The sequence below is a fragment of the Aristophania vespae genome (genome assembly GCF_009906835.1).
GTDB lineage: Bacteria > Pseudomonadota > Alphaproteobacteria > Acetobacterales > Acetobacteraceae > Aristophania > Aristophania vespae.
This window is the reverse complement of the sequence record NZ_CP047652.1, coordinates 1,328,835-1,345,822: the sequence shown is the minus strand read 5'-3', so window position 1 is coordinate 1,345,822 and position 16,988 is coordinate 1,328,835. Positions and strand designations below refer to the sequence as shown.

Annotated in this window: 13 protein-coding genes and 1 pseudogene; 5 read left to right on the top strand and 9 right to left on the bottom strand. The window is 44.4% G+C overall.

The annotated features are described in order from the left end of the window. Window positions 1–133: 133 nt before the first annotated feature. The 3 genes from msrB (at window position 134) to upp (ending at window position 1,875) form a co-directional block, all read left to right on the top strand. Entirely contained in the window at window positions 134–544 is a 411-nt protein-coding gene (gene msrB / locus GT348_RS06055; RefSeq protein ID WP_160618940.1) for a peptide-methionine (R)-S-oxide reductase MsrB, read from the top strand. Between the two features lie 27 nt (window positions 545–571). Beyond that, window positions 572–1,150, top strand: a complete 579-nt coding sequence (locus tag GT348_RS06050) for a GNAT family N-acetyltransferase (RefSeq protein WP_160618939.1) — start codon at window positions 572–574, stop codon at window positions 1,148–1,150. Window positions 1,151–1,242: 92 nt separating this feature from the next. Further along, window positions 1,243–1,875: a uracil phosphoribosyltransferase gene (gene upp, locus GT348_RS06045; RefSeq protein WP_160618938.1), complete on the top strand. Its 633-nt coding sequence runs from the start codon at window positions 1,243–1,245 to the stop codon at window positions 1,873–1,875. A 96-nt stretch (window positions 1,876–1,971) separates the two neighbouring features. Here the strand turns inward: upp and GT348_RS06040 are convergent, their stop codons facing one another. The 8 genes and pseudogenes from GT348_RS06040 to carA form a co-directional block, all read right to left on the bottom strand. Further along, window positions 1,972–3,363: an NAD-dependent succinate-semialdehyde dehydrogenase gene (locus GT348_RS06040; RefSeq protein ID WP_160618937.1), complete on the bottom strand. Its 1,392-nt coding sequence runs from the start codon at window positions 3,361–3,363 to the stop codon at window positions 1,972–1,974. A 379-nt stretch (window positions 3,364–3,742) separates the two neighbouring features. Further along, a pseudogene (locus tag GT348_RS06035) lies at window positions 3,743–5,157 on the bottom strand (NAD(P)(+) transhydrogenase (Re/Si-specific) subunit beta). Between the two features lies 1 nt (window position 5,158). After that, entirely contained in the window at window positions 5,159–5,485 is a 327-nt protein-coding gene (locus GT348_RS06030; RefSeq protein WP_160618936.1) for an NAD(P) transhydrogenase subunit alpha, read from the bottom strand. Continuing rightward, on the bottom strand, window positions 5,485–6,630 hold the full coding sequence (locus GT348_RS06025; RefSeq protein WP_160618935.1) for an NAD(P) transhydrogenase subunit alpha: 1,146 nt from the start codon (window positions 6,628–6,630) through the stop codon (window positions 5,485–5,487). Before GT348_RS06025 ends, GT348_RS06030 begins: the two co-directional genes overlap by 1 nt. A gap of 288 nt (window positions 6,631–6,918) precedes the next feature. Then, the gene (locus GT348_RS06020) at window positions 6,919–8,139 is read right to left on the bottom strand and encodes a threonine ammonia-lyase (protein WP_160618934.1); all 1,221 of its coding nucleotides are present in this window, start codon (window positions 8,137–8,139) and stop codon (window positions 6,919–6,921) included. Continuing rightward, the gene (gene greA / locus GT348_RS06015) at window positions 8,139–8,612 is read right to left on the bottom strand and encodes a transcription elongation factor GreA (RefSeq protein WP_160618933.1); all 474 of its coding nucleotides are present in this window, start codon (window positions 8,610–8,612) and stop codon (window positions 8,139–8,141) included. Before greA ends, GT348_RS06020 begins: the two co-directional genes overlap by 1 nt. Before the next feature lie 146 nt (window positions 8,613–8,758). Continuing rightward, window positions 8,759–12,013 (bottom strand): carbamoyl-phosphate synthase large subunit, encoded by a 3,255-nt coding sequence (carB, locus tag GT348_RS06010; protein ID WP_160618932.1) that lies wholly within the window; start codon window positions 12,011–12,013, stop codon window positions 8,759–8,761. Between the two features lie 4 nt (window positions 12,014–12,017). After that, on the bottom strand, window positions 12,018–13,415 hold the full coding sequence (gene carA / locus GT348_RS06005; RefSeq protein ID WP_160618931.1) for a glutamine-hydrolyzing carbamoyl-phosphate synthase small subunit: 1,398 nt from the start codon (window positions 13,413–13,415) through the stop codon (window positions 12,018–12,020). A 210-nt stretch (window positions 13,416–13,625) separates the two neighbouring features. Here carA and GT348_RS06000 point away from each other — a divergent pair, with 210 nt between their 5' ends. Beyond that, window positions 13,626–14,078, top strand: a complete 453-nt coding sequence (locus tag GT348_RS06000; protein ID WP_160618930.1) for a GatB/YqeY domain-containing protein — start codon at window positions 13,626–13,628, stop codon at window positions 14,076–14,078. A gap of 57 nt (window positions 14,079–14,135) precedes the next feature. Here GT348_RS06000 and GT348_RS05995 read toward each other — a convergent pair whose 3' ends face one another. Beyond that, window positions 14,136–15,110, bottom strand: coding sequence for a DMT family transporter (locus GT348_RS05995; RefSeq protein ID WP_236646438.1), 975 nt, complete (start codon window positions 15,108–15,110; stop codon window positions 14,136–14,138). A gap of 95 nt (window positions 15,111–15,205) precedes the next feature. On the opposite strand from GT348_RS05995, the gene dnaG reads away from it, so the two are divergent. Beyond that, the gene (gene dnaG / locus GT348_RS05990; protein WP_236646437.1) at window positions 15,206–16,975 is read left to right on the top strand and encodes a DNA primase; all 1,770 of its coding nucleotides are present in this window, start codon (window positions 15,206–15,208) and stop codon (window positions 16,973–16,975) included. Window positions 16,976–16,988: the final 13 nt, after the last annotated feature.

The following is a 16,988-nucleotide window of genomic DNA, read 5'->3' as shown; positions in this document are numbered from 1 at the left end:
ATCTTATAATGTTTTTAAAATCGATCACTTCAAAAGTGATTATATCACCTCTTTAAAAGCTTGGACCTTAATTATTTTTCATAGATGTTAAGCCTATTATGAAAATCATCACTCAATCAAGATAGGTATTTTTATGTCTCATAAAAAGGATCCGAAGGACCAAAATTCCGGTTTTCAGCCCCTGAGCGCTGAGCAAAACCATATTTTGTCTCATTGTGGCACAGAGGCACCGGGGTCAAGCCCGCTTAATTATGAAAAGCGCAAAGGGACTTATCATTGTGCCCGCTGTGGACAGGCTCTTTTTTCATCTGACACAAAATATGAAAGTGGCTCAGGGTGGCCTTCATTTTTTGATATCGAAAAGGCGTCAGTCGGTCTGACTGAAGATAATAGTTTAGGCATGAAGCGTATTGAGGTTCATTGCTCAAACTGCAAAGGCCATTTGGGCCATGTTTTCCCTGATGGTCCTAATCCAACGGGGTTACGGTACTGCATTAACGGTCTCGCTTTGGATTTTCGTCCTGAAGATAAGAAAGAAGCCTAGTCCCGTTTTATTAAGAGGATTTTTTTTATGATTAAGAATCCGGAACAGAAAATTTCGCCAGATGTAAAAGATCAGCTACCTGACTATAAATTCGTAAATTGTACCTTGGAGCGCCACGCTAAAGCTATAGTTGATATATTAAATGAGGCAATTATTAATTCGACAGCCTTATATGACTATAAGCCAAGATCGCTTGAAAGTATGGTCTGGTGGTTTATTTCCAAAGAAAAGAACAATTTTCCTGTTATTGGCATAGAGGATAGTCAGGGTGAATTAGTTGCTTTTGGCACTTATGGAAATTTTAGAGCATGGCCTGCTTATAAATATAGTGTTGAGCATTCAGTCTATGTAAAAAAAGAAGCCCGTAAAAGAGGGCTTGGCCGTGCCATTCTGCAAAAGCTTGTCCAGACGGCTCAGGAAAATGATATTCATTCTTTGATTGGTGGAATTGACGCCAGCAATGAATGTAGCATCAAATTACATGAAAGCTTAGGGTTCAAACATGCAGGCACTCTTCATCAGGTGGGGTATAAATTTGGTCGTTGGTTAGATTTGGCTTTTTATGAGTTTATTTTGCCAACACCTTCACATCCAAAAGAGGGGTAAAGTAGTAAAGCAAAATTAACTATAGGGTTGTGATGAGTTTTTTTGCTAAATAATCCCGATATTTGATTTTACATGTAAGAAAGACACTCAACATGCTGCGAAATGTGCAGATTATTGACCATCCTCTCGTGCATCATAAGTTGTCTTTTTTGCGTGATCGTTCTTTGCCTATTGTTGAATTTCGGGCCATTGTTCGAGAATTAAGTGTACTTTTGGCTTATGAAGCAACAAAAGAGCTATCACTTAAAGAAAAACGCATTACACTTCCTGACGGAACAATTTGTGTTGCGAAAAAATTGGAAGATGACACACTTTGTTTTATGCCTATTTTACGGGCGGGTAATGCACTCTTGGCTGGTATGCTGGATTTTGTGCCTACTGCTTCAGTAGGGCATATTGTGGTGCAGCGTCATCATAGTACGCTAGAGGCACAGGAATATTACTTTAAAGCCCCCGATAAACTAGAAAAAAAGCTTTGCATCGTGCTCGACCCTATGCTGGCAACAGGGCATTCTGCCATAGCAGCAATTCATCGTATAAAAAAAGCAGGTGTGAAAGAACTGATTTTTGCCTGTCTCGTCGCAGCTCCAGAAGGTGTGAAAGCCTTATCTGAAGCGCATCCTGATGTGCGTATTATTACATGCTCTATTGATGAAGGGCTCGACCAGAAAAGTTATATTGTGCCAGGTTTGGGGGATGCTGGAGACAGGTTTTACGGCACTTAATTAACCGTTATTTTTGACTAAACTTTTCATAAAAAAAGCGGGAAGTGTTGGCTTCCCGCTCTTTTTATAAAATCAATATGATCGCGTCAGATTATGTTAAAAAGGCGAATCAATATCGGCAATACCAATTAGCTTCGCATTAACAAATTCCTTTAGGCCCAGTTCAAGCAATTCACGCCCAAAACCAGAGCGCTTTACACCGCCAAAAGGTAGGTCGGCTTTAACCATTGTGGGATGGTTAATATAAACCATGCCAGTTTCGATCTGGCGGGCTAATTCCGCTCCTTTTTGTTCGTCTTTTGTAAAGATTGATCCACCTAAACCATAAGGTGAGTCATTGGCGATTTCGATCGCATGAGCTGCATCCTTTGCGCGGAAAAGTGATGTAACTGGTCCAAAGAACTCCCATTGACGTGCTGGGTTATCTTTTTCCAAATTCGTAAGAATAACAGGACGTACAAAATAACCTTTACCTGGGAGATCAAGGGCAATCTCTTCAGCTTTTGCCCCTTTTTCAACGGCTTCTTTCACCTGACGTTTCAGGCTTTCAGCGGCATTGCGAGAGGAGAGGGGAGCCAGGGTCGTTGAGCTGTCCATAGGGTCACCCATACGGAGTTCTTTTACCCCTTTGCGGTAAAGCTCGACGAATTTATCATAAACGCCATCTTCAACAATAATGCGTTTTGCGCTGACACAAACTTGCCCGGCATTCCAATGGCGGCCATAAACAGCCCATTTCGCTGCCTTTTCAACATCTGCATCATTAAGAACAATAAAGGCATCTGCTCCGCCTAGTTCCATTGTACATTTTTTAAGGGCCTGCCCTGCTTGCGAGGCAACGATGGCACCAGCCTTCTCGGAACCCGTCAGAGCAACACCACAGACACGCGGATCAGCAATAATTTCCGCTATCTGATCATGTGTAGGAAATAAATTTTGAAAAGCGCCATCTTCTAAGCCAGCCTCATGCATGAGCTTTTCCATGGCTTCGGCACATTGAGGTACATTACCTGCATGCTTAAGCAAAACGACATTACCAGCAGATAGTTGTGGTGCAATAATCCGGGCTACTTGGTAGTAAGGGAAATTCCAAGGCTCAACGGCAAATAATATACCTTGCGGCTCATAAACGATTTTAGCCCGGCTCCCTTTACATGAAGCAACAGGCAAAATCTGAGGTGCTAATTGGTGCTCTGCATGAACAGCGTAATATTCAAAAATTTCTGCTGCCAAAAGCGTTTCTGCTTTGGCCTCTGCGTATAATTTGCCCATTTCTAACGTGATGATTTTTGCATAATCATCTAATTGCTCACGCAGCAGGTCTGCGGCTTTTTGCATAATTAGGGCGCGTTTTGCGAAAGATGTTTTTTTCCATTTCTTATAGGCAGAATGACCCTTATCAAGTGCTGCTGCAATTTCGTCAGATGTTGCATTAGGAAAGCTCTTGAGCTGTTCTTCTGTAAAGGGGTTTATCGTTGCATAAGACATGGAAATAATCCTTTCTTTTGGTGGATTTTGAAGTTACTGAGCCGTTAAGTAGACTATAAACGCTTTCAGTATATCCTTATTCTTATAGATCTAAGTGGCGTGATCATAATTTTCAAGATTGAGAGATATATTAGGTTATTTTATTTTGAAATTATTTCCGGGAAATTTAATATAATTAAAATAAAATAATTTCTTTATAAATATAATATATATGATTAATACAAATTATCTATAAGTATTTTACATAATTTAGTTTATATTTACCCTGGTAACATTATAACATAGCAGATTGTTATTATAAATATTATATATTTTAAAAATGAATCAAAAAAGGGTGATACAAAAAGTAACACCCTTTTTTGCAGTAAGTTTTTAACAGTTAAGCGTTGCCAAGGGCCTTAACAGCTTCAACCATTTTAGAGAGCACGCCTTGGGCGTCACCATAAACCATGGTGGTATTCTCTTGGAAAAAGAGGGGGTTTTGCACACCTGAATAACCCGTTCCCGCACCACGTTTGATGACAAATACCTGATGAGCTTTGTAAGCATTCAGGATTGGCATACCGTAAATAGGAGAGGATTTGTCGGTCAGTGCTTCTGGGTTAACGACGTCATTAGCACCAATAATGAGAGCAACATCAGTCGATGCGAAATTCTCATTAATGTCATCCATGTCATAGATCATGTCATAAGGAACGCCGGCTTCGGCAAGAAGCACGTTCATATGGCCTGGCATACGACCAGCAACAGGATGCATAGCAAATTTAACATCGATGCCATCTGCCATAAGGATTTTGACAAATTCGAATAATTTTTGCTGAGCCTGTGCAACTGCCAAACCATATCCGGGAACAATAATCACGCTGGATGAATATTTCATCGAGGTTGCAGCATCACCTGGCTCAACGGATTTCATTTCACCCTCTGGGCCTTTAGAAGAACCTGATGCATCACCAAAGTTACTAAACAGCACATTGGTTAGTGAACGGTTCATTGCCTTAGCCATTAAAACGGTGAGCAATGTACCAGCTGAGCCAACGACCATACCAGCGATCATCAGGGCAGGATCGTCTGTTACATAGCCCTCAAGGCCAACAGCAAGACCCGTAAAGGCATTATAGAGCGAGATCACCACTGGCATATCTGCGCCGCCAATAGGAAGTGTCATGCAGACACCAAATACCAAAGCAGCAGCAAAGAAGAGAATGATCGGCAATATACCAGCTGGGGTGCCGTAATTCATAACGGCAAGACCACCGAGCACTAAAGCGGCCAGGAATATCAAACCATTAAAAATGCGTTGGCCAGTAAAACGTAAGGGCTTATTAATGCGGCCATCAAGTTTTGCCCAGGCAATGACAGACCCTGTGAGGGAAATTGATCCGATCAGGGCACCAATAATGGTAATGCTGAGATGTAAACCTGAAGCTGGATGATTAGCTAACAAGCTATCTGCCGCAAGAGCGGCAGCTGAGCCACCCCCATACCGTTAAATAGAGCAACCATTTGTGGCATGGCTGTCATTTGCACTTTGCGGCCTGCCCGACCTGCCCATACACACCCCAAAACAAGGGCTATAACAGCTAAAGTGATATTGACAGTAAGGTGCGGTTGTGCGCTTGGGCTAACGTGAAAAAGATTAAGGAAAGCAGCTGCAATTACGATAACCATACCGTAACCTGCTGTCATAATTCCAGTTACAGCCGTTACGGGAGAGGACATGGCTTTTAAGCCATAAATAAATAGTCCTGCGGCAATAAGCCCGCTCAGACCAACAATATATTCTATCAACATGTTACTGCTGGTCCTTCTTCTCTGAGGTTGCTTTCTGGCTTGGGCGGAACATTGCTAACATACGGTCAGTGACAACATAGCCACCCATAACGTTTGCTGCGCCTAGAAATACGCCGATAAAACCAATAATTTGGGCAGGGAGTGTCGTGGCATTAAAAAGTGCATTAAGAGCCCCAACAACAATAATGCCGTGAATGAAGTTTGAGCCCGACATTAAAGGCGTATGAAGAATAGAAGGCACCCTGCTAATCACCACATAGCCCGTGAAGGCAGCTAGCATGAAGATATAGAGGGCGATAATGAATGTCATAGAGGTTACGGTAATCATCAAGCGTGCTCCCCTGAACCTTCAATTGTCTTTTGAATAGCTGCGTTCGTGATTTTACCGTCATGTGTTAGCGTTGTGCCGGCAATGACTTCATCTGCAAAATCAGGTTTTAAAACCCCATCTTTGAGAACCTGTTGCAGCAGATTAAGAATATTTTTGGCATAAAGCTCACTGGCTTGTGCCGCCAGCGAAGAAGACAGATTAGCAGGCCCAATTAATATGACAGGCCCGACTTTAACCACTTCACCAGATTTAGAGCCTTCACAGTTGCCGCCATTTGGTGCTCCCATATCCACTACAACCGAGCCTTCTTTCATGGCGGCGAGTTGGTCAGCATCAATCAATCTTGGGGCTTTGCGGCCTGGGATGGCGGCGGTCGTGATAATCATGTCAGCTTGTGCGATATGCTGAGAGAGAACCTGGCGGACCTTGGCTTTTTCTTCTGCCGTTAATTCACGAGCATAGCCGCCTTCACCACGGGCATCGATTCCAGTGTCAACAAATTTGGCACCAACAGATTCTGCCTGTTCTTTCGTTTCGGGGCGCACGTCATAGCCTTCACACATGGCTCCAAGCCGACGTGCTGTTGCGAGAGCTTGCAGACCTGCTACACCCAATCCCATAACCAAAACGCGGGCTGCACGAAGCGAGCCTACTGCTGTGGTCATCATTGGCAGAATTTTTTGCATATAGGTGCTGCCAAGCAGAGGTGCATAATAACCCGCTAATGCGGCCTGGCTGGAAAGAGCATCCATAGCCTGTGCACGGCTTATTCTGGGCACAAGCTCCATTGCAAAAGTGGTAATTTTATTGTCGCGTAATATTTTGACAAGTTCAGGATGGGCTTGTGCATAAATGAAAGAAACCAGCAGAGCGCCAGCTTTCATTTTTTTTACGGTTTCAATTGGCGGTGGTTGTACAGATAAAACAATATCAGCATCTGCCAGGAGCTTGTGTTGATCAGGCTCTAGCGTTAGCTGGGCTTTGGCATAAGCTTGGTCTGTATAAGTCGCAGCGGCACCAGCACCCTGTTCTAAAACAAGCGTAGCACCAAGTTTACTCAAACGCTCAGCAACTGCGGGAATCATAGCTACCCTTCGTTCGTCAGGTAGTGTTTCCCTCAATATAGCGATTTTAATAGTCACATTCTTTCTCCAGTCTAGGAGGTATAAAGAAGAGGAAAAGCTGAGTAAATAAAGTATAAAAAGCAGCTTTCCCCTACAATTATCTCAATTTTCCAATGACAAGCTTATATCATGAAAGTTGCATTGATATGAATCAAATTATATTTTTAGATGTGCCTGAAAAAAGCGCCCTAAAGACCCTTTTTAAATAGGGGGTCCGGGCGCTAAGATGGGACAAAATTTTCACAAAAGATGATGTAAATACAGGGCTTTACCTGCCGAAAAAAATTAAACCTTTTCTTGAACAGGTTATTCTCTCGTCACGTTAAAATGGCGGGAAAGTTCAGCTTCTATATCCCTTGCGTGATCAGTATCACGGGCTTCAATCATCACGACCAGTTCGGCTGTCTGTACAGACGGGGCGGCAAAAAGACGGTGATGAGAAACCTCAATGATGTTGCCACCATAATCACCAATTCGTTTTGAAATATCAGCCAAAAGCCCAGGTCTGTCAGGTATTTGGAAAATAAGTCTTAAAATGCGTCCCTCTCGCAAAAGTGATCGTAAAATAACGTGAGAGAGAATACGCGCATTAATATTTCCTCCCGAAAGGGGAAGAGCGACTTTTTTTCCTTCAAAGAGAGCCTTATTGGCTAAAAGACCTGCTAATGGCGCTGCACCAGCACCTTCACATACTTGACGGGCTTTTTCAGCTAATGTGGTTATTGCACTTTCTATTTGAAGCTCGTCAACAACAAATACAGCTTCTAGCTGGTTTTCTATAATGGGAATGCATAAATCGCCAGGTTGTACAACAGCAATACCTTCAGCCAGGGTTGAGCCACCTTTTGCTGAACGCAGAGGGCCTGGATAATTCCCAAAGGGAGAATAAGAAGCAACCTGCACACCGTAGATTTTTGTTTTGGGGCTAAGGGCTTTAAACACGGTGATAAAACCAGCCATTAATCCGCCACCGCCAATAGGGACGATAACAGCATCAAGGTCAGGTTCGTCTTTTATGAGTTCTAACGCGCATGTTCCTTGACCGGCCATAACAGCAGGGTCATTAAAAGGATGAATAAAGATTCGCCCTTCTTTTTGGCGTATCTCTTCCGCTGTGGCGCAGGCTTCGTCAAAATTTTCTCCTGCTAAAACAACGTTTGCGCCCCAACCTCTAGTCGCGCCAACTTTTGTAGCAGGAGTAAAGCGTGGCATTACAATGGTGGCATCCAGCCCTATAAGGCTTGCCTGACGAGCAACACCCTGTGCGTGATTACCGGCAGAAACCGTAATAACACCGCGTTTTTTTTCTTCAGAAGTCAGGAGGGCAATGCGATTGGCTGCTCCCCTTTCTTTAAAAGACCCAATAGCCTGAATATTTTCCAATTTCAGGGTAATATCTGCTCCGGTTAACCGTGATAAAGCAACATTTCTAATTGTTGGTGTTTTTGTAATTGTAGCAGCAATACGCTTTTGGGCTGCAAAAACATCATCAAGGCTTATGGGGGTGTGAGGAGCAGATACAGTCATTATCGGTATATTACTTCCAGGATTTCATAAGTCCGGTCACCACCTGGTGCCGGTACGGAAACTGTATCACCAACTTCTTTTCCAATTAAAGCCTTGGCAAGAGGTGAAGAAATAGAAAGGCGTTTTTCTTTAATATCAGCCTCGTGAACGCCGACAATTTGATAAGAACTTTCTTTATCAGTTTCTTCATCGACTAATTTGATCAAGGCACCAAATTGGACACGATTACCCGAAAGAGTCGAAGGATCGATCACTTCGGCTGTAGAGATTAGAGATTCAAGCTCTAATACGCGGCCTTCAATAAATGATTGTCGATCGCGAGCAGCATGATATTCTGCATTTTCAGAAAGATCTCCATGTGCTCGGGCTTCGGCAATAGCTCGAATTACAGCAGGACGATCCTCTGTCTTTAGGCGACGTAGCTCATCTTCTAGACGTTGAAGTCCTTGTGCGGTCATTGGACTCTTTTGCACGATTTTTCCCCAGAAAAAGAAAAAAATTAAGCTCAAAACACAAAAAAACCTTCCCCCTCAATAAATTAAGGAGGGGGAACGAGTTTCATGCAGATTCAAATAACAGGATACAGCAGATTGCTTAACCTGCAAGTTTTGAAATTAATTTAAAAGGATTCACCAAAATAGGATTGGAGGGGAGCTACTCTGGCTTCACCATTTTTCAGGGCTGAAATAGCGTAAATGGCAGCTCTTGCTCCTGCAATGGTTGTATAATGTGGAATACCCATTGTAAGTGCTGAGCGGCGAATATCAAAACTATCTCGGGCGGATTGTCCTCCCTGAGATGTGTTAATCACCATTTGGACATCACCTGAGCGGATGGCATCTACGCAATGAGGGCGCCGCTCAATTACCTTATTGGTAATTGATACTTCAATTCCTGCCTCTTGCAGGCGTGTAGCTGTGCCTCTGGTTGCCATAATTTTAAAGCCCATTTCCGTCAGTTTGCGTGCTAAAGGCTGTACGTGGACTTTATCATTTTCACGAACTGATAAGAAAACCGTTCCCTGACGTGGCAGATTAACACCCGCAGCTAATTGTGATTTCGCAAAAGCCATTTCAAAGCTGGTATCAAGCCCCATGACTTCGCCTGTTGAACGCATTTCAGGCCCTAAAATCACATCCACTCCAGAAAAACGATTAAAGGGGAAAACGGCCTCTTTAACCGCGACATGGGGCACAATATGGCGATCAGTCAGGTTAAACTCTGAGAGTTTACTTCCTGCCATGATGCGTGCACCAATTTTGGCAACAGGAACTCCCGTTGCCTTAGCAACGAATGGCACAGTGCGAGAGGCGCGAGGATTTACTTCTAAAACAAAAATTTCTTCGTTTTTTATAGCAAACTGAACATTCATTAGGCCACGAATGCCAAGTTCTTTTGCCATAGCCTCTGTTTGTGAGCGTAACTCACTCACCAAAGCGGGGGAGAGTGTATAAGGTGGAAGAGAACAGGCTGAGTCACCGGAATGTATGCCTGCTTCTTCAATATGCTCCATCACACCTGCGACAAAAACAGTTTCACCATCGGCAATGCAGTCGACGTCAGCCTCAATAGCATCATTAAGGTAGTGATCAAGTAAAATTGGTCCCGTCGAAATATCTTCGCCAGCCTGGCGGAGCACCGTATTGAGGTAATTGGTCAGACCAGCTTGATCGAATACAATTTCCATAGCACGGCCACCTAAAACGTAGGAGGGGCGTGCTACGACAGGATAGCCAACGTCTTTGGCAATTTTCAGGGCTTCATCAGGGGTGCGTGCAATACCGTTATGAGGCTGACGCAAGCCTAATTTACGCAACATTGCCTGGAAGCGCTCTCTGTCTTCGGCACGATCAATCGCGTCGGCAGGAGTGCCAAGAAGAGTGATTCCAGCATCTTCTAGAGCACGAGATAATTTTAGAGGCGTCTGGCCGCCATATTGCACAATACAGCCTAAAACCCGTCCTTTAGCCATTTCTGCGCGGACAAGGGCAATAACATCTTCAGCCGTTAATGGCTCAAAATAAAGCCGGTCAGATGTGTCATAGTCAGTTGAAACAGTTTCAGGGTTACAATTCACCATGATTGTTTCAAAGCCAGCTTCACGCAGGGCGTAGGCCGCATGAACACAGCAATAATCAAATTCGATGCCCTGACCAATACGGTTGGGACCACCGCCTAAAATAACGATTTTATCGGCCTCTGTTGGTTGGCTTTCACACTCTGGCGTACCAAAGCCACCTTCATAAGTAGAATAAAGATAAGGTGTGTCAGAGGCGAATTCAGCAGCGCATGTGTCAATCCGGCGATAGACAGGATGGACTTCCAGTCTTTCGCGTAAGGCAACGATATCTTTTACGCTCTTTCCACTTAAGCGTGCTAACTGACGGTCAGAAAAGCCTTGTGCCTTTAATTGTCTTAAAGAAATGGCATCTTGAGGTAAGCCTTTTGATTCAATTGCACGTTCAGTTGCAATGAGGGCTTCTATTTGGCGCAGGAACCAAGGTTCAAACAAACATGCTTCCTGTATGTCTTCCAGGCTTAGCCCTGCACGAAATGCTTGAGCGACCATTAAAATACGCTCAGGCCGTGGTTCAGAGAGTGCAGCTTTATAAGCTTCGTGTGAGCCATCACCAGGAGCGGGCACAGGATCTAACCCTGTTAGCCCGGTTTCCATTGAGCGCAGACCCTTTTGCAGTGATTCAGCAAAACTACGTCCAACAGACATAGCTTCTCCCACAGATTTCATAGAGGTGGAGAGAAGGGCGGGTGTGCTGGGGAATTTTTCAAACGTAAAACGTGGGATTTTAGTAACGACATAATCGATCGTCGGCTCAAAGCTGGCCGGCGTCGTTTTGGTAATGTCGTTTTTCAATTCATCGAGAGTATAGCCAACCGCGAGTTTTGCTGCAATTTTTGCAATGGGGAACCCGGTTGCTTTTGAGGCCAGAGCGGAAGAACGAGAGACGCGAGGATTCATCTCAATAACAACCATGCGGCCATCTTTGGGGTTAACGCCAAACTGAACGTTTGACCCCCCTGTTTCAACGCCAATCGCCCTTAGACAGGCGATAGAAGCGTCACGCATGCGCTGATATTCTTTATCAGTCAGGGTAAGGGCAGGTGCAACGGTGATTGAATCACCTGTATGAATGCCCATCGGATCAATATTTTCAATGGAACAGACAATGATGCAGTTATCCGCTACATCGCGGACGACTTCCATCTCAAATTCTTTCCAGCCTATGATTGATTCTTCAATCAAAACTTCTGTCGTGGGAGAGGCATCAAGCCCAGAAAGAACGATCTGATCGAATTCTTCTTTATTATAGGCAATACCGCCACCAGAACCACCCATAGTAAAAGAAGGGCGAATAATGGTTGGGAGGCCGATATGATTTAAAGCTTCGCGGGCTTCGTCCAGGGAGTGAGCGATTGCACTCCGTGGGCTTTCAATGCCAATCGCATCCATTGTTTCGCGGAATTTCTGTCGGTCTTCGGCGCGGTCAATAACGTCAGCACGGGCACCAATAAGCTCGACATTATGTTTTGCTAAAAAGCCAGATTTATCGAGCGCCATAGCGGCGTTTAAAGCTGTTTGTCCGCCCATTGTTGGCAAGACAGCATCGGGCTTTTCTTTAAGGATAATGCGTTCAACAAATTCCGGTGTAATAGGCTCAATATATGTTGCATCTGCCAAATCCGGATCAGTCATGATCGTTGCGGGGTTGGAGTTTAGCAAAATAACCCGGTAGCCTTCCTCTTTAAGGGCTTTACAGGCTTGGGCGCCAGAATAGTCAAACTCACAAGCTTGCCCAATAACGATAGGGCCAGCACCGATTATGAGAATAGAGCGGATATCTGTGCGTTTAGGCATGGGTTTAAGCTCCTACTGCGTGAGATTGTGACGCATTTGAGGAAGAGTTATTTTTTTCAGCGCGCTTATCCATCATCTCGACAAAGCGTTCAAACAGATAAAAGCTATCGCTTGGCCCAGGGCTGGCTTCTGGATGATATTGGACAGAAAATGCCTGTTTTTTCAACGAGGCAATGCCCTCATTAGAGCCGTCAAAAAGGCTGATATGAGTGACTTTTACGTCATCAGGGAGAGATTTTTCATCAACGGCAAAGCCGTGATTTTGACTGGTAATTTCTACTTTGCCGGTTGTAAGATCTTTAACGGGCTGATTAGCCCCGCGATGTCCTTGTTCCAGTTTATAGGTTTTACCACCCAAGGCGAGAGCAAGAAGCTGGTGCCCCAAACAGATACCAAAAAGCGGAATATCCGCATCAAGTACAGCCTGAATAGCCTCGACGGCATATGTTGCTGTAGCTGCAGGGTCTCCCGGGCCGTTAGAGAGAAAAACGCCTTCTGGCTTAAGGTCTAGAATGTCTTTTCCCGTCGCTGTAGCAGGGAGTACATGAACGTCGCATCCTGCACTAACCAAGCAGCGTAAGATGTTATCTTTTGCACCATAATCAATGGCTACAACGCGTCTTTTTGCACTGCGAGCAGGGCGTGTATCCTGCCAGACGCTTTTGTCCCAGGTGCGGGCTTTTTGCGCAACGCTTTTAGCCAGATCCATCCCTTCGAGTCCTGGCCAAGTGCGGGCTTTTTCCAGAAGATTATCTAAGTCTATAGGCCCTTTAGCTGGAAAAGCCAGGACAGCTGTTTGTGGTCCTTGGTCGCGCAAAATACGTGTGATTGCGCGCGTATCTATGCCGCTAATACCGCTCTTACCCTGATTTTCAAGCCAGCTTTGTAAGGATTGATGAGCGCGCCAGTTGGCTGGGGCTGTGACATCTTCTTTTACAACGGCACCTAATGCTGCCATTTTGGGAGCTTCGTCATCTTCATCATTCGTGCCGACATTGCCGATATGAGGGAAGGTAAAAGTAACGATTTGCCCTGCAAATGAAGGGTCTGTCAGAGTTTCCTGATAGCCTGTCATTCCGGTGCAGAAACAGAGCTCTCCCACAGCGCCATCATTATGGGCACCAAAGCCCCGCCCCCAAAAGACTGAGCCATCTGCTAAGACAAGAGCGGCATTTGCGCCAGGAGGCTGCTGTGGGTGGTTATCTGACATTTTTGAATTCCCAGAAGGAGAAGCGTTCAGGTCATTTAAAGTAATACCAGGCACGTTGAGCAAAGCTGGCCAGTGCTTTGTGGGAATAGTACCCGCTTGGCGCCATTTTCGGACAGCTTCGCTCCCCACTCCTGTAAGGTGGGCAATACGTGTTGTCCCGCCAGCTTTTTTGATTAGACTATCAATATTCATGATATGCTCCGTGCCGATGCCGGTTTATCTTAGCCTAATATAGGTAACATTCTGCAATATGGGAAGTTTTTTCCGCTATTAATTTCGAAACTTGCATTTATTTAATTTGGGAAAAAATTTCCCATATTTTTCCTTAAAGCAGTTTTTGCCCTATAACGAACTTTGATAAACAATGACTTATGGGAAACCACCCAAATTATAGGAGCTGTTATGAGTATACGTAATCAAATTATGGATGATCTCAAGGCCGCCATGAAAGCTGGTCAGTCAGAGAAAGTTGCACAATTACGTGGTATTACAGCCAAGATAAAAGATCTTGATGTTGCTGCGCGTGCTAACAAAGCCGAAGTGAGTGACGATGACATTCTCTCAGCTTTACGCTCCATGATTAAGTCACGCACTGAGTCAGTTGCGCTTTACATCAAAGGGGGCCGTCCTGAGCTTGCAGAAAAAGAAGAGGGTGAGATTAATATGATCCGCCATTATCTGCCACCAGAATTGGATGAAAAGACGCTTTCTGAAGAAATTGAGAAAACGATCACCCAATTAGGTGCCAGCAGCATGAAAGATATGGGCCGTGTGATGGCTGCGCTCAAAGATCGTTTTGGTGCAACCTTAGACCCAGCTAAGGCCAGTGCTTTAGTAAAAAAACGCTTAGGCTAAATATATTAGGTTTTAGAGTTAACCTGATATAGCCTTACTCGTTGAAGGCATGGATGTTTATCCATGCCCTTCAGTTGTAAATTTCTTAGGTTTGCGGTGAGCGTGCATACAGGTGATGACACTGGCGCTCACTAAAATAATGGCTAGACTTTCCAATGGTGTTGGTACTCTTTGCTCATAGAGGAAACCATAAATAAGGGCAAAAATTGTTTCAAAAAGAAGCATTTGTCCCACCATAGTTAGAGGTAAAATCTGGCTCATTTTATTCCAGCAGGCATTGCCCAAAATAGAGCCTACCAGAGCTGCCGAAAAAGCAATCGGTAGAAACCAGCTCCAATCTTTTGGAGATATGGCGCTAAAAGGTAGTGAGGTCTGCCAGAAAAAGGCAAAGGGAACAAGGCAGAGTGCTAGTGCGCCTGTAGACAGGCCAATTAAAAGGTTCCACTCATAAGGTGTTGTGATGGTAAGGCTACAGAGCCAGCGGGCATTTTTAATGGCGTAAGCACTCCAGCAAAATAAGGCTGCTACAGCACAGAGCAGGCCAATGATCATACGTATAGCATCGCTATGGTGGGGCGAGTTTTGAGTAAGATGGTAGGCATGCCAGGTAATGCAGACCACACCTGCCACGCTCAATAAAATAGAAGGAATTAATTTACGCAAGGGAACGGCGCCGTCTTCAAAGGCCCCTACAACAGTGACCGTGACTGGTAGTAACCCTACAATAAGCGTTGGTGTGGCAATGCCAATGAGCTGCACGGAGGTGCCTAATAACAGGTAATACATGATATTACCCAGCAGGCTTAATAAAATCAGAGATCCCCATTCTCGTTTTCCAAGAGGGATAAAAATTTTTCTCCAACGAGGTATAACCATTATAGAGGCTATGAGCCCAAAAAACATAAAGCGTACACAGGCAAGTTGTAGTGGCGTAAAAGGGCGAATAAGGGCTGGTACTAAAATGACATAACCCCAGAGTGCGCCGGCTGTTACACCGCATAAAAAACCTAGTGCCGTTTTACGTTCCATCATATGAAATTTTTTCCCAAAAATGATATAAATGCCCATTCTGTGACATGCAGGGCTTTTCTTTTCAATTTTAAATCAAAATAAAGTACAAAATAATCATGGCCTTTGAACCTGCTTTTCTTGATGAGTTGCGCCAAAGAGTGCCCCTATATTCTCTGATCGGACGGCAGAATAAACTTGTAAGATCAGGGCGTAACTGGAAAATATGTTGCCCCTTTCATGGAGAAAAAACGCCTTCATTTTATATTTATGAAGATCACTTCCATTGTTATGGATGTGGCGTTCATGGTGATGCCATTTCTTTTATTATGCAGAGCGAAGGGCTTAATTTTCGTGAAGCTGTAGAACGTTTGGCAAATGAAGTCGGGCTGGATATCCCACAAGAAGACCCGCGCTATGAAGAAAAAGCACGCCAAACGGCTAGCCTTGTTGAAATCATGGAGCTTGTTCAGGCCTATTATCGTCACAATTTATTTGAACGACAGGGGCGGGCTGCCCGGGATTATTTAAATAAGCGTGGCGTGTCAGAAGCAACGGTGACACGTTTTGGATTAGGGTGGTCTGGAGACGGGCGTTCTTTAATAGAAGCCCTTAAGCCAGAGGGTGTAACAGCCGAACAACTGACTCAATTAGGTCTGTTGCGACATGATGAACATGGAAATAGACGCGGTGAATTATTTTTTAACCGTCTCATGTTTCCTATTCATGATCGTAAGGGGCGGCTCATATCTTTTGGAGGCCGTATAATAGGAGAGGGGCAACCTAAATATGTTAACGGCCCGGAAACACTTCTTTTTTCCAAAAAGCGCGTTTTATTTAATCTCAATCGTGCTGCGGAAGTTGTAAGAAAGGGAGATAAGCTTGTTGTTGTAGAAGGCTATATGGATGTTATAGCGTTGGACCAGGCCGGTTTTGGAGGGGCTGTCGCCCCTTTAGGCACAGCCATGGGAGAAGATCAGCTTGCCCTTTTATGGCGCCATGACAGAGCGCCTATAATTTGTCTTGATGGTGATGCTGCCGGGCAAAGAGCTGCACTAAGAACATGTGAGCTTGCTTTGCCGCTTATTAAGCCTGAGCAAACACTTTGTTTTTGTCGACTTGGCGAAGGCGATGATCCTGATAGTCTTGTGCAAAGAGAAGGCAGGGGCGCTTTTGCCCATCTCCTAGAAAATGCTCAGCCTTTGGCAGAAGAATTATTTACCTTAATAACAGCAGGCAAAGTTCATCTGGGACCAGAAGAGCGCGCCTCTATTCGGCATAAGCTTATAGAATTATCTCAGCAGATTCCCGATAAGGTTTTGGCAAGTGAATATAGAAAAACACTTTTAGATTTATTTTTTGCACATTTCCGAGGTGAGAATAGAAATTTCAGATCTTCAAATGCTCGAGCAAATCACGTCAAATCTGCGTCGCGTTCGATAACGCAGGGCAGCAGTGAACGTCTAAAAATCCTGACGGCTTTATTATTATCTTATCCAGAAATTTTGCCCCAAATTGAGCAGGCTTATTGCCAGTTGAGTTTGCCTGACACATTATCTCAGTTCCGGTCCCTTTTTTTAGAATGGGCGAGTCAGGCAGAAGAATTAAATGCCGTTTCCTGCCAAAACTGGATGATAGAGCACGGGCAGGAAAAAGCGATGTCTCAGCTTTTATCGGTCTATGTGCCCAGACAACATCAGACATCAGAAGAGAAAGAAGATTTGCTGTCTATTGGGGTTGCAGAAACGTGGTGGCATTTTTACGGTCTGGTTAATTTTTCTAAGTTTGAAAAAGAAGTGCAACAGGCTGTAACAGAAGCTATTTTAAACGCTTATTCAACAAATTCGGGGGCTCAAATGCAGAAAATAGCTTTCCTCCGACTGTGCTAGCGCGTATGAGGGC